This is a genomic window from Rhizobium sp. 11_C7_N12_5, assembly GCF_051811145.1.
GTDB classification, from domain to species: domain Bacteria; phylum Pseudomonadota; class Alphaproteobacteria; order Rhizobiales; family Rhizobiaceae; genus Rhizobium; species Rhizobium lusitanum.
The window spans coordinates 2,890,001-2,907,756 of the sequence record NZ_JBPWPY010000001.1; the positions used below are offsets into that span (position 1 = coordinate 2,890,001).

19 protein-coding genes (1 of these 19 cut by a window edge) are annotated in these 17,756 nt (G+C 61.2%); 3 read left to right on the plus strand and 16 right to left on the minus strand.

Annotation, left to right across the window (positions count from 1 at the left end; translation table 11 throughout):
- Positions 1–475, plus strand: the 3' portion of a protein-coding gene (locus tag AB8B29_RS14200) for a M23 family metallopeptidase (protein WP_113118677.1). The gene continues 1,466 nt to the left of window position 1, outside the view; only the last 475 of its 1,941 coding nucleotides appear in the window; its start codon lies beyond the left edge, outside the window; its stop codon occupies positions 473–475.
- Positions 476–513: 38 nt separating this feature from the next.
- Here AB8B29_RS14200 and AB8B29_RS14205 read toward each other — a convergent pair whose 3' ends face one another.
- The 9 genes from AB8B29_RS14205 to AB8B29_RS14245 all read right to left on the minus strand — a co-directional run bounded on the left by AB8B29_RS14205 (position 514) and on the right by AB8B29_RS14245 (position 12,095).
- Complete coding sequence (locus AB8B29_RS14205; RefSeq protein ID WP_092573242.1) at positions 514–1,023, minus strand: AAA family ATPase; 510 nt, start codon at positions 1,021–1,023, stop codon at positions 514–516.
- 127 nt (positions 1,024–1,150) lie between these two features.
- On the minus strand, positions 1,151–3,751 hold the full coding sequence (clpB, locus tag AB8B29_RS14210; RefSeq protein WP_037196631.1) for an ATP-dependent chaperone ClpB: 2,601 nt from the start codon (positions 3,749–3,751) through the stop codon (positions 1,151–1,153).
- Positions 3,752–4,005: 254 nt separating this feature from the next.
- A complete protein-coding gene (locus tag AB8B29_RS14215; protein WP_113118678.1) occupies positions 4,006–4,383 on the minus strand; it encodes an HIT domain-containing protein in 378 nt (125 codons plus the stop codon).
- 190 nt (positions 4,384–4,573) lie between these two features.
- The gene (locus tag AB8B29_RS14220) at positions 4,574–5,263 is read right to left on the minus strand and encodes a DUF4167 domain-containing protein (RefSeq protein ID WP_047553414.1); all 690 of its coding nucleotides are present in this window, start codon (positions 5,261–5,263) and stop codon (positions 4,574–4,576) included.
- 348 nt (positions 5,264–5,611) lie between these two features.
- The gene (gene prmC, locus AB8B29_RS14225) at positions 5,612–6,487 is read right to left on the minus strand and encodes a peptide chain release factor N(5)-glutamine methyltransferase (RefSeq protein WP_113118679.1); all 876 of its coding nucleotides are present in this window, start codon (positions 6,485–6,487) and stop codon (positions 5,612–5,614) included.
- Positions 6,484–7,563, minus strand: coding sequence for a peptide chain release factor 1 (prfA, locus tag AB8B29_RS14230; RefSeq protein WP_037196636.1), 1,080 nt, complete (start codon positions 7,561–7,563; stop codon positions 6,484–6,486). Before prfA ends, prmC begins: the two co-directional genes overlap by 4 nt.
- 90 nt (positions 7,564–7,653) lie before the next feature.
- Complete coding sequence (ptsP, locus tag AB8B29_RS14235; RefSeq protein WP_037196639.1) at positions 7,654–9,921, minus strand: phosphoenolpyruvate--protein phosphotransferase; 2,268 nt, start codon at positions 9,919–9,921, stop codon at positions 7,654–7,656.
- Between the two features lie 100 nt (positions 9,922–10,021).
- Positions 10,022–11,296 (minus strand): aspartate kinase, encoded by a 1,275-nt coding sequence (locus AB8B29_RS14240; RefSeq protein WP_037196641.1) that lies wholly within the window; start codon positions 11,294–11,296, stop codon positions 10,022–10,024.
- A 172-nt stretch (positions 11,297–11,468) separates the two neighbouring features.
- Complete coding sequence (locus AB8B29_RS14245; protein WP_113118680.1) at positions 11,469–12,095, minus strand: hypothetical protein; 627 nt, start codon at positions 12,093–12,095, stop codon at positions 11,469–11,471.
- Positions 12,096–12,352: 257 nt separating this feature from the next.
- On the opposite strand from AB8B29_RS14245, the gene ubiG reads away from it, so the two are divergent.
- Positions 12,353–13,099, plus strand: a complete 747-nt coding sequence (gene ubiG, locus AB8B29_RS14250; RefSeq protein ID WP_113118681.1) for a bifunctional 2-polyprenyl-6-hydroxyphenol methylase/3-demethylubiquinol 3-O-methyltransferase UbiG — start codon at positions 12,353–12,355, stop codon at positions 13,097–13,099.
- A 32-nt stretch (positions 13,100–13,131) separates the two neighbouring features.
- Here the strand turns inward: ubiG and AB8B29_RS14255 are convergent, their stop codons facing one another.
- Genes AB8B29_RS14255 through AB8B29_RS14275 form a run of 5 tightly spaced genes read right to left on the minus strand, consistent with a single transcriptional unit; the run spans position 13,132 to position 16,089 of the window.
- Complete coding sequence (locus AB8B29_RS14255; RefSeq protein WP_113118682.1) at positions 13,132–13,719, minus strand: DUF3291 domain-containing protein; 588 nt, start codon at positions 13,717–13,719, stop codon at positions 13,132–13,134.
- Positions 13,719–14,147 (minus strand): DUF1178 family protein, encoded by a 429-nt coding sequence (locus tag AB8B29_RS14260; RefSeq protein ID WP_113118683.1) that lies wholly within the window; start codon positions 14,145–14,147, stop codon positions 13,719–13,721. The genes AB8B29_RS14255 and AB8B29_RS14260 overlap by 1 nt, the downstream gene beginning before the upstream one ends.
- The gene (locus AB8B29_RS14265) at positions 14,144–15,001 is read right to left on the minus strand and encodes a carbon-nitrogen hydrolase family protein (protein ID WP_037196648.1); all 858 of its coding nucleotides are present in this window, start codon (positions 14,999–15,001) and stop codon (positions 14,144–14,146) included. The genes AB8B29_RS14260 and AB8B29_RS14265 overlap by 4 nt, the downstream gene beginning before the upstream one ends.
- A 23-nt stretch (positions 15,002–15,024) precedes the next feature.
- Entirely contained in the window at positions 15,025–15,282 is a 258-nt protein-coding gene (grxC, locus tag AB8B29_RS14270) for a glutaredoxin 3 (protein ID WP_092573237.1), read from the minus strand.
- Positions 15,283–15,312: 30 nt separating this feature from the next.
- On the minus strand, positions 15,313–16,089 hold the full coding sequence (locus tag AB8B29_RS14275; protein ID WP_113118684.1) for a ComF family protein: 777 nt from the start codon (positions 16,087–16,089) through the stop codon (positions 15,313–15,315).
- 95 nt (positions 16,090–16,184) lie between these two features.
- Between AB8B29_RS14275 and AB8B29_RS14280 the strand changes: the two genes are divergently transcribed.
- Positions 16,185–17,069, plus strand: coding sequence for a class I SAM-dependent methyltransferase (locus AB8B29_RS14280; RefSeq protein ID WP_037196913.1), 885 nt, complete (start codon positions 16,185–16,187; stop codon positions 17,067–17,069).
- A gap of 35 nt (positions 17,070–17,104) precedes the next feature.
- Here AB8B29_RS14280 and AB8B29_RS14285 read toward each other — a convergent pair whose 3' ends face one another.
- The gene (locus AB8B29_RS14285; RefSeq protein ID WP_376774240.1) at positions 17,105–17,320 is read right to left on the minus strand and encodes a Flp family type IVb pilin; all 216 of its coding nucleotides are present in this window, start codon (positions 17,318–17,320) and stop codon (positions 17,105–17,107) included.
- A gap of 55 nt (positions 17,321–17,375) precedes the next feature.
- A complete protein-coding gene (locus AB8B29_RS14290) occupies positions 17,376–17,693 on the minus strand; it encodes a hypothetical protein (protein WP_034481918.1) in 318 nt (105 codons plus the stop codon).
- Positions 17,694–17,756 lie beyond the last annotated feature (63 nt).

The following is a 17,756-nucleotide window of genomic DNA, read 5'->3' on the forward strand; positions in this document are numbered from 1 at the left end:
CGTGTTCAAATCCGGCTTCGGCATGCGACGCCATCCGATCCTCGGTTTTGCGCGCATGCATACGGGCGTCGATTGGGCTGCGCCCCGCGGCACGCCGATCATCTCCGCCGGCAACGGCATTGTCGAAAAGGCCGGCTGGGATTCAAGCGGCTTCGGCAATCAGACGCTGATCCGTCATGCCAATGGCTACGTCTCCTCCTATAACCATCAGAGCGCCATCGCCAAGGGCATCGTGCCGGGCGCGAAGGTGGTTCAAGGACAAGTCATCGGCTTCATCGGCTCGACCGGCCTCGCGACCGGCCCGCACCTCCACTATGAACTGATCGTCAACGGGACGAAGGTCGACCCGCTGCGCATCCGCCTTCCCGGCGGCAAGTCCCTCGAGGGCGAGGCTCTCGCCAAATTCCAGGAAGAGCGCAAGCGCATCGATACGCTGCTCAGCGACGACAAGTCGAAACAGGTCGCAAGCAAGTAGCCCTGAAGGCTGGGACATCCCCGTCAGCGGGCAACCAGTTAGGCTCGAACAGATCCCATCCGAACAACCAGTTCCGCCATGAGCTCATCCACCGCCTTGAAAGCCGTATCGACGACGATAGGCCCCGAGCTCCAGCTATCATAGTTTCGCGTAACGACCTCGTCCCAGGTCGGGTTCACAAGGCCTTCGATATCGGCCTCGCGCGTTTCCACGCGCCGGCGATGCTCGGTCCTGTCGGAACAGATGACCTCCACCTCGATTGACGGCACACCCGCCCGCTGCGCGACGTGCCTCCAGGCTTCGCGCGTCACCGAAATGGGATTGACTGTATCCGCAATCACGGTTCTCCCCAGTTTCAGATTGTCTTCGGCGACCCCATAGGCAACCATATATCCGGCAGGTCCGACATCAGCTCTCAACATACCGGAATTCCGCAACGCCTGCTCGATCGTGTCGAGCCGGACGTGCACACCGCCCAACCGCTGCGCCAGCGCGCGCGCAATGGTGGTTTTTCCGCTGCCCGGCAGGCCACCGAAGATAACAAGCATGGTTTCCTCCGTCCCTCTCCAAACCCGCGCCAGCATCACAGAGGAGGCAAGGTCAGGCAAGCAGGCTCTCAAAAGCAAGATGGCGGCCGAAAGGCCGCCATCCGCATTTCATCAAACATTCTCGACCTTATGCCGCCTCGTTCACCGCATGGCGCGGGCGGAACAACAGCCTGTCGGAACCGCTGGTGACCTTGACCAGCGAGCCATCCGGAATCTGCCCGGAGAGGATCTGTTCGGCGAGCGGATCCTGGACATATTTCTGGATCACCCGCTTCAGCGGCCTTGCACCATAGGCGGGGTCGTAGCCCTTGTTGGCGAGCCAGTTGCGGGCATCGTCGTCGAGCTCGAGCGTGATCTTGCGTTCCGACAAAAGCTTCAGCAGCCGCTCCAGCTGGATATCGACGATCGCGCCCATCTCCTCGCGCTTCAGGCGATGGAACAGGATGATCTCGTCGACACGGTTCAGGAATTCCGGGCGGAAATGCGACCGCACCACATCCATCACCTGTTCGCGCACCAGATCGCTGTCATCGCCTTCCTTCAGCTGGGTCAGATATTCGGCGCCCAGGTTGGAGGTCATGATGATCATGGTGTTGCGGAAGTCGACCGTGCGGCCCTGGCCATCCGTCAAACGCCCGTCGTCCAGAACCTGGAGCAGGACGTTGAAGACATCGGGATGCGCCTTCTCGATCTCGTCGAACAACACGACCTGATAGGGTCGGCGACGGACGGCTTCGGTCAGCGCACCGCCTTCCTCATAGCCGACATAGCCGGGAGGGGCGCCGATCAGCCGGGCCACGGAGTGCTTCTCCATGTACTCGGACATATCCATGCGCACCATGGCCGTATCGTCATCGAAGAGGAAGCGGGCGAGCGCCTTAGTCAGCTCCGTCTTGCCGACGCCGGTGGGGCCGAGGAAGATGAACGAGCCGATCGGCCGGTTCGGATCCTGCAGCCCGGCGCGCGACCGGCGGACGGCACGCGATACCGCTTGAACGGCATCGCCCTGGCCGACGACCCACTTCGCCAGTTCGTCTTCCATCCGGAGCAGCTTGTCGCGTTCACCTTCCAGCATCTTGTCGACCGGAATCCCGGTCCAGCGGGAAACGATCTGGGCGATATTGTCGGCGGTGACCACTTCCTGCACCATGGAATCGCGGGCACTGTCCCGCTCTTCCGCAGTTTGCAGCTCCTTCTCCAGCTTCGGGATCACGCCGTAGGCGAGCTCGCCGGCACGCTGGAATTCACCCTTGCGTTGGGCGGTTGCCAGCTCGTTGCGGGCTTCGTCAAGCTGCTTCTTCAGATCGGCGGCAAGACCCAGCTTCTGCTTTTCGGCTTGCCAGCGCGCCGTGAGCGCATCGGCTTCCTCTTCCAGCGAGATAAGCTCGGTCTCCAGCCGCTTCAGCCGGTCGGCCGAGGCCTGGTCGGTTTCCTTCTTCAGCGCTTCACGCTCGATCTTCAGCTGGATGATGCGGCGATCGAGTTCGTCGAGTTCTTCCGGCTTCGAGTCCACCTGCATGCGCAGGCGGGCCGCAGCTTCGTCCATCAGGTCGATGGCCTTGTCCGGCAGGAAACGATCGGTGATATAGCGGTTCGACAGCATGGCGGCGGCCACCAGGGCGGCATCGGCGATGCGGACCTTGTGGTGCTGCTCATACTTTTCCTTCAAGCCGCGCAGGATCGAAATCGTATCCTCGACTGTGGGCTCCTCGACCATGACGGGCTGGAAGCGTCGTGCGAGAGCCGGATCCTTTTCGACATGCTTGCGATATTCGTCGAGCGTGGTCGCGCCGACGCAATGCAGCTCACCGCGGGCGAGCGCAGGCTTCAACAGGTTGGAAGCATCCATGGCGCCATCCGCCTTGCCCGCGCCGACCAGCGTGTGCATTTCGTCGATGAACAGGATGATCTCGCCGTTTTCCGACTGGACCTCGTTGAGCACGGCCTTCAGCCGCTCTTCGAACTCGCCGCGGAATTTCGCGCCGGCGATCAAGGCGCCCATGTCGAGCGCCATCAGCTTTTTGTCTTTCAGCGATTCAGGCACGTCGCCATTGACGATGCGGAGCGCCAGGCCCTCGACGATCGCCGTCTTGCCGACGCCGGGCTCGCCGATCAGCACGGGGTTGTTTTTCGTGCGGCGGGAAAGAACCTGAATGGTGCGGCGAATTTCGTCGTCACGGCCGATGACCGGGTCGAGCCTGCCTTCGCGAGCCTCGGCGGTGAGGTCGCGTGCATATTTCTTCAGTGAATCGAAGCCCTGCTCCGCATTGGCGGAATCGGCGGTACGACCCTTGCGGATATCATTGATGACTTGATTGAGTGTAACAGGCGTCACGCCGGCTTTCTTCAGCGTCGCGGAAGTGGAAGCGGACGACTCGATCGCCAGTGCCTGCAAGAGGCGCTCGACGGTGACGAAGCTGTCGCCCGCCTTCTTTGCCGCATCCTCGGCGGTGGCAAATACCTTGGCGAGCGGCTGTGCGAGATAGACCTGGCCATCGCCGCCGGAAACCTTCGGCAACTTGGCAAGCGCGGCGTCATTGGCAAGACGGGCAGCCTTGGCATCGCCGCCGGCGCGTTCGATCAACGACGCGGCCATGCCTTGGTCGTCGTCCAAAAGCACTTTCAGAACATGTTCGGGTGTGAACTGCTGATTACCCTGCGCAAGCGCATAGGTTTGGGCGGATTGCAGGAAACCGCGCACCCGCTCGGAGTATTTTTCAATATTCATACTGGACCTCCATGGATCGGCCTGCCCTAACCGGCGCAGATCGATGATTGAGATTGAGCCCCCTCAAGAGGCGGACCCCGCCTTGTCGCTGTTGGGATTTGCAGCAAGGCAACTGAGGAGAATATGGGAGGGTATCTGAGGAGTTTAAAGGGCGGCAAAAGCGAAAAAAGTGAGGGATTTGCCGGGTTGAGCCGCGTTGACCCAAAGGCGGAAGATTGCAGCGACGTCGGCCTCTGCAAAGCAGGAAGGACATGTCATCCGCGAACGATGGCGCGGATTCCCATACCCGCGTTGCTCTCATCGGCAAAACGGGCAACCACGTGCAAATGAACATGAAACACGTGCTGCCCTGCAACGGCTCCGACATTCCAGCCGAGAGTGAAGCCATCCGGGTCGCAATGTTCCAGGTGAGCCTTTGCCATTGTCAGCATTTCGCCCAACCCGGCCCACTCCTCGGAGCGGATATCGAAAGGGCTTTCCGCATGCCGACGCAGGATGATCATGACGGCATGCGGCATTTCCGGACCGATACTGCCAAGCATATAGAAGGAGCGGTTGCCACCCAGAGGCTCATCGGCGAGCAATTCATTCCCCAGACAGAAACGGCAGCCGGCTTTATCAGTCGAAAGCATCAAATTTCTCCACTCGATAGGCCGGAGAAGGACAAGTTCCGTTTCGGAAGCGAATGATAACGGCTCCGGAAACTTCTGGCCGTACTCTGAGAAAAAAAGGAACCGAAAGCAGAAATGGGAACGGCGGCACTTTCAGCACCGCCGTTCCCATTTCAGTATTTTGACCGGCTTCCCCTGACGGGAGGTCGTCTTATTCCGATGCAGCGTCGGCCAAAGCCGGGGCGTCGCCCGCGGCGGCCTCGTCCTTCCCTTCCGCATCAGCCGCGCGGCGGGGCTGGCGACGCGGGCGGTTTCCGGCATTGCGGCGGCGCGGCTGGCGCTCGGCGGCTCCGCCGGGAGGCGTCTCTTCCTCGATTGCCACCTCGGCCGGGATGCCTTCAATCACCGGCTGCGGGCCGGTGCCGTCGATAACCTCGGGTTCGGGAGCCGGAGCGGGCGCAACGACGGGAGCATGCTGACGAACCGGAGGCGGAGCCATCTGCGGCTGGTCGTCCATGTCGTTTCCGTCGATATCGTCCATATCACGGTCGCCCGCATCGCGGTCGTTATAATTATTCTGATCGTCGCGCTGAAAGCGCTCCTGCATCTGCGCCTGGGCGCTGGCGATAATCCGATTGTAATGCTCGGCATGCTGAAGGTAGTTTTCAGCCATGACGCGGTCGCCGGAGCTGTGTGCGTCGCGAGCCAGAGCCGCGTACTTCTCGGCGATATGCTGAGCGGTTCCGCGAATCTTCACATCGGGACCGGAGCTGTCATAAGTCCTGGTCAGCGGATTCGAGCCTTTGCGGTTGAAGTTGTTATTGTTGTTGTTATTTCCGCCGCCGCCGCCGTTGTTGTTACCACGCCCCCGACCGCGCTTGTTCTGCTGTCCTGGCCTCATAGATCCTTCACCTGAATTCTCTTCGTTGGGATAAAATCATACACGACACCTGCCGCCGCGGCTCGGATACTTCCGAGCCAGGGCCTGCGTGCCGCAAGCAAACTGCGCTTTAGCGCCGGTCTGCCGCTCGACTACGTCAGATTAACTGATCACGCATTGGGTTATCTTCAACCTTTGACACTCTTACCAAAGAGCGGATCCCCGAGGCCTGTCCAAGATAGACGAATCGTCCCGTCTATTCCCAGCCGCCCAACGCGTGAGCGCAACCTATATCGCTTCCTCAGGAAATCCAAGCTTTTTATTTGCGATAACAACAGGGGGCCTACAAACCTGCAGCAACGTGTCGCGTTACCGATGAAATTGAAACACAAGCACCCGGTCGTTCTGGCCGTAGTCACGAACCGCCTCGACAAGGAGAAATCCTGCTCCTTCAAAAACCGAAGTCACCGTTTCACGCTGATCGTAACCGATCTCTACCCCTATCTTGCCGTCCGGGTATAGAAACCGCGCCGCATCCTTTGCGATCGCCCTATATGCATCCAGCCCATCAAGGCCCCCGTCAAGGGCCCCGGGAGGATCGAAATCCTTTACTTCTGGAGCGAGAGTAGAAACGACACTGGACGCAATATAGGGCGGATTTGAGACAATCACGTGAAATCGTTCGTGGATGGCACCAAACCAGCTTCCTTGCGCAGTCTCGAACCGCGCCGCCAAGCCATTTCGCTCCGCGTTCCCGCGGGCAGTCTCCAGCGCCTCAGCGGAGATATCGGAACCGACGCCCGTCGCTTGCGGGCATTCACGCAGCAGGGCCAGACAAATGGCCCCCGTTCCCGTTCCCAGATCCAAAATGTGGACATTCCCAAGCTCGGATTGAAGGCACCGCACATGCGGCAGCATGGTATCGACGAGGATTTCGGTGTCGGGACGCGGCTCGAGCGTGGCGGGCGACAACCGCAACGGCAGACCGTAGAATTCCCGCTCACCGAGGATTCGGTAAACCGGCTCATGGTTCAAACGGCGGGCGACCGCCGCCCGCGCCGTCGTCACATCATCCGGCAGCACCGCCTCGGAACCCCGTGTCACAAGCTCCGTCGATGAAAGGCGGAGAAGCCCTCCGACCAGGATGCGCGCCTCGGTGGCGGGATCATCGAGGGTGGCCGCCGCAAAGCTGGCGCGCACCTCCTGCAGGAGCCCGGCTACGGTCGACCCCTGCCCGCCGCTCATGCCTGTTCGCCAAGCTGGGCGAGCTGGCTCGCCTGGTAATCCGCCAGAAGCGCATCGACCACCTCGTCGATCTCGCCTTCCATCATCCGGTCGAGCTTGTAGAGCGTCAGGTTGATGCGGTGATCGGTAACCCGTCCCTGCGGGAAATTATAGGTGCGGATGCGTTCGGATCGGTCGCCGGAGCCGACCTGACTCTTGCGATCGGCCGAGCGTTCGCTGTCGGCGCGCTGGCGCTCCATGTCGAAGAGACGCGAGCGCAGCACCTGCATCGCCTTGGCGCGGTTCTGATGCTGCGACTTTTCCGAGCTCGTTACCACGATGCCGGAGGGAATATGAGTGATGCGCACCGCCGAGTCCGTGGTGTTGACGTGCTGGCCGCCGGCACCCGAAGAGCGCATCGTGTCGATGCGGATATCCTCGGCGCGGATCTCGATATCGATTTCCTCGGCTTCCGGCAGCACGGCGACGGTTGCCGCCGAGGTATGAATTCGGCCGCCCGCTTCGGTCTCCGGCACGCGCTGCACGCGATGCACGCCGGATTCGAACTTCAGCCGCGAGAACACGCCCTTGCCGCTGATGGTCGCGATGATTTCCTTGTAGCCGCCCGCCTCGCCTTCGCTCGCCGAGAGAACTTCGACTTTCCAGCCATTGTTCGCGGCGAAGCGCTCATACATGCGGAAGAGATCGCCGCCGAAAAGCGCGGCTTCCGAGCCGCCGGTCCCGGCGCGGATTTCTAGGATCGCGCTCTTCTCGTCGGCGGCGTCCTTCGGCAGCAGCAGGATCTGGATTTCCTGTTCCAGCACCTCGATCCGCTCCTTGACCTCGGGCAATTCCATATCGGCAAGATCGCGCATCTCGCGGTCGACGGACTTGTCGGTGAGCATGGCTTCCAGATCCGAAGCCTCGGCAATCGCCTTCTCATAGTCGCGGATCTTGGCGACGACCGGCTGCAATTCGGAATATTCGGAAGCAAGCTTCACATAGACATCCGCGGCGGGACCGGCGGACATGCGCGCCTCGATTTCACCGAAACGGCGCTCCAGCTCGCGCATTTTTTCAACGGGAAGCTTGGCCACCCTAGACTCCAATTCTTCTTATTATATCTGCTGTGATGTGATGCGCATGATCTCGTCCGGACACCGCTTACGGTCTTTCGGGATCACACGCTAAAGCGGAATATTGTGACTTTCGGCGAAACGCACAAGGATATCGCGCATCGAGGTCGTCGGACGCTTATCGTTCAGTGCCTCCTCCATGACGGTCGAGAGGGCCTGAAGATCGAGCCCCAGAAGCATCGCCTTGACCGGACCGATCGAGGCCGGCGACATCGATACCGAACGGAAGCCGAGGCCGAGCAGTGCCATGGCCGAAATCGTCTTGCCGGCCAGTTCGCCGCAAAGCGTCACCGGCGTCTTGTTGCGCTCGCCGGCCCGCACGATATCCCGAAGAATACGCAGGAACGGCCGGTCGAGCGGATCGAAGCGATCCGACACGCGGGCATTGCCGCGATCCACCGCCATCGAGAACTGGAACAGATCGTTGGAACCGACCGAGACGAAATCGACTTCCGCCATCAGCTCGTCCAGTTGCCAGAGCAGCGCCGGCACTTCCAGCATGGCGCCGAACTGCAGCTTGCGCGGCAGGCTATGCCCGAAACGGGAGAGATGCTGCACTTCCTTCTGCAACAGCTCGCGCACCGCCTTGATCTCGGAGACCTCCGTGACCATCGGCACCATCAACTTCAACTCGCCGTCGGCCGCCGCCTTCAGCATGGCCCGCAGCTGCATGCGCAGCAAGCCCGGGCGATCCAGGGAGAGACGAATGGCGCGCCAGCCGAGAGCCGGATTCTCTTCCTCATGCGCGCGGAAATAGGACACGACCTTGTCGCCGCCGATATCAAGCGTTCTGAAGGTGACGACGCGCCCGTCCGCCTGCTTTAACACATTGCGGTAGAACGCCTCCTGCTCATCCGCCTTCGGCATGGTGGAAGCGATCATGAACTGCAGTTCCGTGCGGAACAGGCCGATGCCTTCGGCACCGGATTCGGCAAGCTGCGGCAGATCGACCAGCAGGCCGGCATTCATCTGCAATGAAATGCGCTGTCCGTCCTTGGTGACCGGCTCGACCGAGCGCAACGCGCGGAACTGCTCCTGCCGACGGGCGCGAAAACGCACCTTTTCCTCGTAGGAACGCTGATGATCGGCCATCGGCCGGAGATGCACATGGCCACCATCGCCATCGATGATGACCGAATCGCCGTTTTCCGCAAGGGCGACGATCCCGGTCGCCTGGCCGATGACTGGAATGCCCATGGCACGGGCGACGATGACGACGTGGCTCGTGACGGCGCCCTCTTCGAGCACCAGGCCGCGAATATTGGCACGGGGATAGTCGAGCAGCTCGGCAGCACCCATGGCGCGCGCGAAGATGATCGCATCGTTCGGGAAACCTTCGGCGCTTGTGCGGCCCGAATGGCCGATAAGCTGCCTGAGCAGCCGATTCGCCAGGTCCTCGAAATCGTGCATGCGCTCGCGCAGATAAGGATCGGTCAGGCGCATCATGCGCGCCTTGGTATCGCTCTGCACTTTTTCGACAGCGGCTTCCGCCGTCAGGCCGTTGCGCACGGCTTCTTCGAGCTTGCGCACCCAGCCCTGGTCATGCGCGAACATGCGATAGGTTTCGAGCACCTCGCGATGCTCGCCCTCCATCGAGACGTCGCGGCGCGACAGCATGTCGTCGATCGAAATACGCAGCGAACCGAGCGCTTCGGCCAGCCGGCGGATTTCCTTGTCGGCATCCTCGTTCAAGAGGTTGGTGACGACGATGCGCGGCTCGTGCAGCACGACATAGCCGAGGCCGATGCCTTCATTGTAGCAGTCGCCGTCGATGGTGACCGAGCGGGTGAGATCGAGTTCCAGTCCCGGTTTGGTGATCTTCTTCAGCTCGCCGGTGGCGATCATTTCGGCGAGCACCATCGCCGTGGTTTCGAGCGCTTCCAGCTCTTCTTCGCGATAGTTCCGGCTTGCCTTGTTCTGAACGACGAGAACGCCGAGCGACCGGCCGGTGCGCAGGATCGGCACGCCGAGGAAGGAATGGTAGATCTCTTCGCCCGTTTCCGGCAGGTAGCGGAAGGCGGGATGCGATTGCGCGTCGGACAGGTTGAGCGGCTGGGCGGAGGCGGCGATCGTGCCGACCAGGCCTTGCCCCATCTTCAGTTGCGAAAGGTGGACGGCTTCCTTGTTGAGGCCCTCTGTAGCATAGAGCTCGAGTACCCCGTCGGCGCGCAGCACATAGACCGAGCAGACTTCGGCGACCATGTTGCTGGCGATCTGGCGAACGATCCGGTCAAGACGCTCCTGCGGCTCCAGCGGCTCCGCCATCAATTCGCGCAGCCGCTTGAGCAGAACGCGTGGACCGCCGGATAGGTCTCTCATTGCGTCTCTAGCTCCCGAATCAAGATGTCATGCCATTCTTGCCCGCGTCTGAGCCGGCCGAAGCTTGCCTCCGTCGCGGTCCGTCGTCAGCAGTCCTGTATCAACTCTTATCCAGACCGTAGCAGGAATGCAAAGTCCTGACTGCCAGTTCCGCATAAGGACCGTCGATCAGAATGGAAATCTTGATTTCTGACGTCGTAATGGCCTTGATGTTGATACCTTTTTCGGCAAGTGCCCGGAAAGCGGTCGCGGCAACGCCAGCGTGCGAACGCATGCCGACGCCGATGACCGAAACCTTGACCAGACCTGATTCGTTTTGGATCACGTCGTAGCCGATCTTTTCCTTGTTCTCGCCGAGAACGCGCAGCGCCTTGTCGACATCGCCCGAGGGAACCGTGAAGGTCATGTCGGTCTTGGAGCCGTCCTCGGAAATATTCTGGACGATCATGTCGACATTGATGTGGTTTTCGGCCAGCGGCCCGAAGATGGCGGCGGAAACGCCCGGCCGGTCGGCAAGACGGCGCAGCGAGATCTGGGCCTCATCCTTGGCATAGGCAATGCCGGTGACTACTTCCTGTTCCACGATTTCTTCCTCGTCACAAATCAGCGTTCCGGGCGGGTTCAAGAGATCGCCCATGCCCGGAGCATCGGGATCTTCAAAAGAGGAGCGCACGAAGGTGCGAACCTTAAAGACCATTGCCAGCTCGACCGAGCGCACTTGCAGCACCTTGGCGCCGAGCGAGGCCATTTCGAGCATTTCCTCGAAGGCGATCTTCTTCAGGCGGCGTGCCTTCGGCTCGATGCGCGGATCGGTCGTGTAGACGCCGTCGACATCGGTATAGATATCACAGCGATCGGCCTTGACGGCAGCGGCGATCGCCACCGCCGATGTATCGGAACCGCCGCGGCCGAGCGTCGAGAGGCGGTTGTCCGGGCCAAGCCCCTGGAAGCCGGCGACGACAGCCACCTGGCCTTCTCCCATGCGGCGGATCATTTCGCCGCCGTCGATTTCGAGAATGCGCGCCGCGCCATGCGCATTGTCGGTGCGGATCGGGATCTGCCAGCCCTGCCAGGAGCGGGCGTTGATGCCCATGGCCTGCAGCGCGATCGCCAGCAGGCCCGATGTCACCTGCTCGCCGGAAGCCACCACCGCGTCATATTCGCGCGCATCATAGATCGAATGATCGGCACCGGCGACCTTCGGCATGTTCTGGACCCAGCCGACCAGCTCGTTGGTCTTACCGGACATGGCGGAAACGACGACCGCGACCTCATGGCCGGCGTCGACTTCACGTTTCACATGGCGTGCGACATTCTTGATACGGTCCAGATCCGCGACGGACGTTCCGCCGAATTTCATCACGATGCGTGCCATGTGCCTCTACCAGTACCCGGCGCCGGGCGGCCGAAATGCGATAAGCCCGGCATGCAAAATCGCCCTTCCGGTTTGGTAGCCGGAAAAGCTTGATCTCAATGGGGGCGTCTCTTAGCGAGTTTGGCAGGCGGGTGCAATAGCTTGGCACGGCCGGCGCCCCTAAAACTAATCCCTAATACTCCACTTTTAAGCTCGACCACATCTTGTCGAGGATAGTCCCTTCCTTGGGGATATTTTCCTTGTTGGAGAAGGTGGCAACGAGTACGCCGCCATCCGGACGCCCTGTAGCCACGATCTCATACTCCATGACATCATTTTCCGTTGAGGTTTCCGCCTTGACGCCTTTCAGCACGACCCCGCCGGTAATTGAGCGCTGCGTGGCCTGCTTCGTCATCTTGGCACCGGCGTTGATGCTTTCCTGAACCATCTGCTGCAGCACGAAATCCGTGATGCTTGAAGGATTGAGTCCCTTGTATTCCTGCACGATGATGCCGGTGCCAATCGGCGTTATCAGCGCATATTGCTGCACGGTGCCGCCAAGGTCAGTCTTGGCGACAGAGAACTGGCCATCGTGATCGAAAGAGAATTTGGTACCGGTGAACGTCACCGTTTCGCTGCGCTGCAGCGCCACCGAGAGCTTGCGTCCATCCTTCATCGTCATGTCGAGCGTGTCGCCGGGATTGATTCCCACTTCGACGCCATCGATGGTCAGGCGATAACCCTTCCCGTCTCCGGCCTTCGCCGGCGCGACCGCGAGACAGGCAATTGCAATTGCCGCCGCAAAACATAGTGGTCTCATAAGGAACTCCTCCATAAGTCGGCCGATCGAAATCGATCCGGCTCTGCAAGTCCATTTGACAGCCCCGGCGATTGATCGGCCATGCGACGGTTCACTGTCAACCACCGTCCAGCCGCTCTCACCGATCGGGACAGCCGGCGGACAGCATCTAAGGCCCGGCCCTTGACATCGGCCGCCGATCGTCCGACTTCACATCCGACAGATTATTCCTCGCAACCGTCCGAACGAGTGGCGCGGCACAGACCAGGGAGTGAGCCATGACCGAAGCGGCGAAAAGCACGATCGACCAGAGCGAAGTGGACCGTTTCTCCGCCATGGCGGCCGAATGGTGGAGCCCGACCGGCAAGTTCAAGCCGCTGCACAAATTCAATCCTGTTCGCCTTGCCTATATCCGCGATAACGCTTGCGAAAACTTCGGCCGTGATCCGAAGAGCGGCCGGCCTCTGGAGGGCCTGCGCGTGCTCGATATCGGTTGCGGCGGCGGATTGCTGTCGGAGCCGATGGCGCGCATGGGTGCCTCCGTCGTCGGCGCCGACCCCTCCGAAAAGAATATCGGCATCGCCTCGACTCATGCGAAGTCCTCCGGCGTTGCCGTCGACTATCGCGCCGTCACCGCCGAGCAGCTGGCCGAAGCCGGCGAGACCTTCGATGTCGTGCTGAACATGGAAGTGGTCGAGCATGTTGCCGACGTCGAGTTCTTCCTGTCGACCTGCGCGAAAATGGTGCGGCCCGGCGGCCTGATGTTCGTCGCCACCATCAACCGTACGATGAAGGCGGCAGCGCTTGCGATCTTCGCCGCCGAAAACGTCCTGCGCTGGCTGCCGCGCGGCACGCACCAGTATGAAAAGCTCGTTCGCCCGGAGGAGATCGAAAAGCCGCTCGCCGCCGATGGGATGGACATCATAGCCCGCACCGGCGTGTTCTATTCGCCGCTGCAGGACCGATGGAACCTGTCGAAGGACATGGATGTGAACTACATGCTGCTGGCGAAGCGGCCGGGCTAAAGCCACTATCTGCCGAAAGCAGGCAATTTGGCCTAGACTTTCAGCGCCCTGACATGCGCCAGCAGGTCGCCCTGGCCTATGGCATTCAGGGCAGCGATTTCCTTCACCCGGCCACGGTCGATCTCTGCGGGATGGCCGTCAGGGCCGTAGGGGTGCTTGAACGAGAAGGCGCGAGCGCTCGGCCCGTTGTCGTGAAGTTGTTCCAGCCGCTCGACACCGTCTTTCCATGCCGGAACCGTATCGGCATCCAACCACCAGAGAACCAGCGGCGGCCAGCTTTGCCTGACATTCCAATGCCGAGCATGTTTCAAGGCATCCGCATGCACACCGCTATAGCTAAACGCCATCAGCGATTCGATATCCGCCCAGAGCGATAGCGACGACGGAGCGGTCGCAAAGCCGCTACCTGCGATGAAGCGCGGAAAGATCTGTTCGCCCCAACAGGCTATGCCAGGCTCACCTGCATAACCGGAGCGGCCGATGAAGCCATAGGCCCGAGCCACCGCCTCGAAATTCGCCGCTTCCCGCAGGCGAAATCCTTCCACGGCGGGACTTTCATAAGCCGCGACATGCAGCCCGAAATTATACATGGCGAGATGCCTGCGGCCGTCTGCCGGCATCAATTGGTATCGTCGGGCAGGACGGGGATGGCGGCGATTTCGATACCCTCGTCGACAAGAGCCTTCGCCTCGTCCGGCGTCGCCTTGCCGATAATCCCGCGTGCATCCGCCTCACCATAATGGATCTTGCGGGCCTCTTCGGGAAATTTCGTGCCGACATCCTCGGCATTGGCTTTGATGGCTTCGACCGCTTCCTTGAGCTTGGCCATCGCTTCCTTACGGGCAGCATCCATGGCAAGCGTCTGCGTCTCGGTCTTCTTGCGCGCGGTGGATACAGACGGCGCCATCAGTAGCTTTGAAATCGCGGCCGAGTTGCAGACCGGGCACGTCAGGAAACCGCTTTCGACCTGCCGGTCGAAATCGGCACTTTCCGAAAACCAGCCCTCGAACTCGTGGGCATTGTCACAACTAAGGGAGTAGCGGATCAAGCAGCGACGCCTCCAGCCGCCGGCGTCGCGATCTTTTCCAGCGAAAATTCACGCGCATTCTTCAGGTTTGGAATTTTGTCATGCGCTGCTTTCACCGCCGCGATATCGATCTCGGCGATAACCACCGCCTCGCCTGTGCCGCCGGCGGATGCCAGCACCTTGCCCCAGGGGTCGATGATCATCGAGTGACCGAAGGTCTCACGGCCGTCCTCATGCTTGCCGGCCTGCGCGGCGGCGATGACGAACATGCCGTTCTCGATGGCGCGGGCGCGCAAGAGGATTTCCCAATGCGCCTCGCCGGTCTGCCTGGTGAAAGCGGCGGGGACCGTCATTACTTCGGCGCCGGCAACAGCCTGGGCGCGGAAGAGCTGCGGAAAGCGCACGTCGTAGCAGATGGAAAAGCCGAGCTCGGCAAAGGGCAACGACGTGATCCGTGCCTCCGATCCAGGCCGATAGACCGCGCTCTCGCGCCAGCTTTCGCCATTGTCGAGATCGACGTCGAACATATGGATCTTGTCGTAACGGTTGACGAGCTTGCCGTCAGGACCGAAGAGGAAGCCGCGATTGGCGATCTTGCCGTCGTCGAGCGCGATGGCTGTCGAGCCGATGTGGAGGTAGATGCCGAGTTCCTTCGCCAACTCGGCGGCCGTCTTGACGATGATGTCGCCTGCCTCATCGCGCAATACGGCGCGCAGACCGGGTCGGTCCTTCTGCACGGCGCCCGTCATCTCCGGCGTCTGCACATAGACAGCGCCCTGCGAAGCGCCTTCACGGACCAGACGCGCCATGTCGGCTGCGTTCTTCACCGGATCGACACCGGAGCACATCTGAATGGCGGCGGCTTTGAAGGTCATCGTCGTCTCCCTTGCGAAGCGGTTCAGGCGGCGAGCATCGGATCGAGCTTGCCGGCCCGATCGAGCGCATGGATGTCGTCGCAGCCGCCGACATGCTCGTCATTGATGAAGATCTGCGGGAAGGTCGAGCGGCCGTTTGCCTTTGATATCATCTCCTGGCGCAGCTCGGGCGAATAGGTTGCGTTGCGCTCGACATAATCGACGCCCTTGGATTCGAGCAGCGATTTCGCCCGGGCGCAATAGCCGCAGAATTCACGCGTATAGATAACGACGGATGTCATGATCCACTCCGGAAAAGTACAGGTTCACAGTCATATAAGATGGCCGACGACCCTTGCAAAGGTCAAAACCGTCACATCCGCCGCACCGGCTTTCTTCAGGGCGCGTGTCGCCGCCGCCACCGTCGCGCCGGTGGTGTAGACATCGTCGACAAGCACGACGCGCCGGCCGAACACATCGCCCGCGCGATGCTCTGACACCGCGAACGCCCCGCGCGCATTGTCCTGCCGCGCCTTGGCGCCAAGACCGACCTGCTGGCTCGTGCGCTTGACGCGCAGCAGCGTCGCCGGAAGCAGCGGCTTGCCCGAAAGGCGGGCAAGATGGCGGGCGAGTTCGGCTGCCTGGTTGTATTTGCGCGCAAACAACCGCGCCCGATGCAGCGGCACTGGGATTATGACGTCGCAAGCGGTGACCATGCCGTCGCTGGCGCGCAGCATCCAGCCGGCCATCATCGGCGCCAGATCGGTACGATCGCGATATTTCAAGCTGAGAACGAGGTCGCGCACGATGCCGTCGTGAACCGCGGCGGAACGCAGCCGGTCGAAAACCGGCGGGTCGGCGATCGCCTCGGCGCTGAGGATCCCAGCGCCGAGATCATGGGAAAACGGGCTGCCCAGGATCTCGCAATAGGGCCGCTCGATGAACCGGATACCGGACCAGCAGGCGGGACAAAGGCCGCGATGCGCGCCAACCGAAACCCCGCAACCGGGACAGGCAGGCGGATAGACCAGATCGGCCAGAGCCAGCCAGGGCCTTATCAGCCCGGACCGCAATTTCGTTAGCGTGATTTCGCGCGCCATCATCCCCATATGATTGACACTAGCTTTTTCCCGCAGGCTTTGCGAAGGGAAAACGCGCGTGCTCGCCACGCCCCGCCGAAGTGATGATATTGCAGGAAACCGCCATGGAAATCGTGTTCGACCAATCGCTGCTCGCTGCCCGCAAACACCGGGCGCTGCGACAGGGCGACGCCAAGGCTGCGTTTCTTCTCGACATCGCGGCGAGCGAACTGGCGGAGCGACTTGGTGTCATCGAACGGCATTTCGACGAAGCGGTGGAGCTTCACGGCGCGACCGGCATCGCGGCGCGCCTCGCGCTGGCGACCGGCAAGATCGGCCATCTCAGCAGGATCGAAAGCGAGACGGGCTTTGCCGCACCCGGCGAGACCTTGATCGCGGCGCCGCTCGAGGAATTGCCGCTCGAAGCCGAGTCGGTCAATCTTGTCCTCTCTCCCCTCAGCTTGCATGTCACCAACGATACGCCTGGCGTTTTCATCCAGGTCCGCCGCGCGCTGAAGGCCGACGGCCTTTTCCTGGCGGCGATCCCGGGCTTGGGAACCCTGCAGGAATTGCGCGATGTGCTGCTGGCAACCGAGATCGAACTGACGGGTGGAGCCAGCCCGCGCGTCATCCCCTTCGCCGATGTCCGCGATGTCGGCGGCCTTTTGCAGCGTGCCGGTTTTACTCTGCCCGTCATAGACGCCGAGACCTATACAGTGCGCTACGACAATCTGTTCGCGCTGATGCGCGACCTGCGCGCCATGGGCATGACAAATCCGCTTGCCGATCGCAGCCGCAAGCCGCTGACACGTGCCTTTTTCCTGCGCGCCGCCGAACTCTACTCTGAGCGCTATTCCGATGCCGACGGCAGGATTCGGGCCACCTTCTCGATCATCTATGCATCCGGCTGGACGCCGCATGAAAGCCAGCAGAAGCCGCTTCAGCCGGGTTCGGCCAAGGCACGCCTGGCCGATGCGCTCAAGGTCGAGGAGCACAAGCTCAAACAATAGTCCGTCAGTCGAGGCGAATGGAGCGGGCGGCCGCTTCAATTCCCGGAGGCAGACGAATTCTGAATCGTGTTGGACAATATATTGAAGGCGCTCGCAAGGCTCCCGCCGAAAGCGCCGACACCACTGATGATCGCCGCGGACATGAGGGCAGCGATGAGGCCGTACTCGATGACCGTTGCACCGGTCTTGTCATTGAAAAAACGCCGTACAGAACGCATACGCTCAAAGCTCCCAGCCCCAGCATTGGACATCAACATCTCGTGAATCCGATGCTCGTCATGGCATCTGGCAGGCTATGCGTAAGCTCTATTGGCAGCCGCTGTCGGCTCCGTACCCCTGAACGATGCAGACCGAACCCGGCTCATGCTGCAGCACGCTGCGGCGGATGGTATAACGCTTGCCGTTTTCAGTCTGTGGGATCGAACCGGTGGTAATATTGTCGAGATCCGGTGCACTTGCAAGCACACGCGACTTGGATTTGTCGGAGAGCATTGGCGTCAGGATAAGCGAAAGCGCGACCGCCGCCGTACCGAACAGCAAAGCGATATTCAACGCGCCCGTCTTGCGCGACGTGGAATAGGACTGCTCTTTTTCCTGAACAGCTTTCCAGAAATCGTCGTCCATTGTGTCAAGCCTTCTCTAACGCACCCAACAACCGCTTGATTGAGAGCATTGAATGCCAGAAGG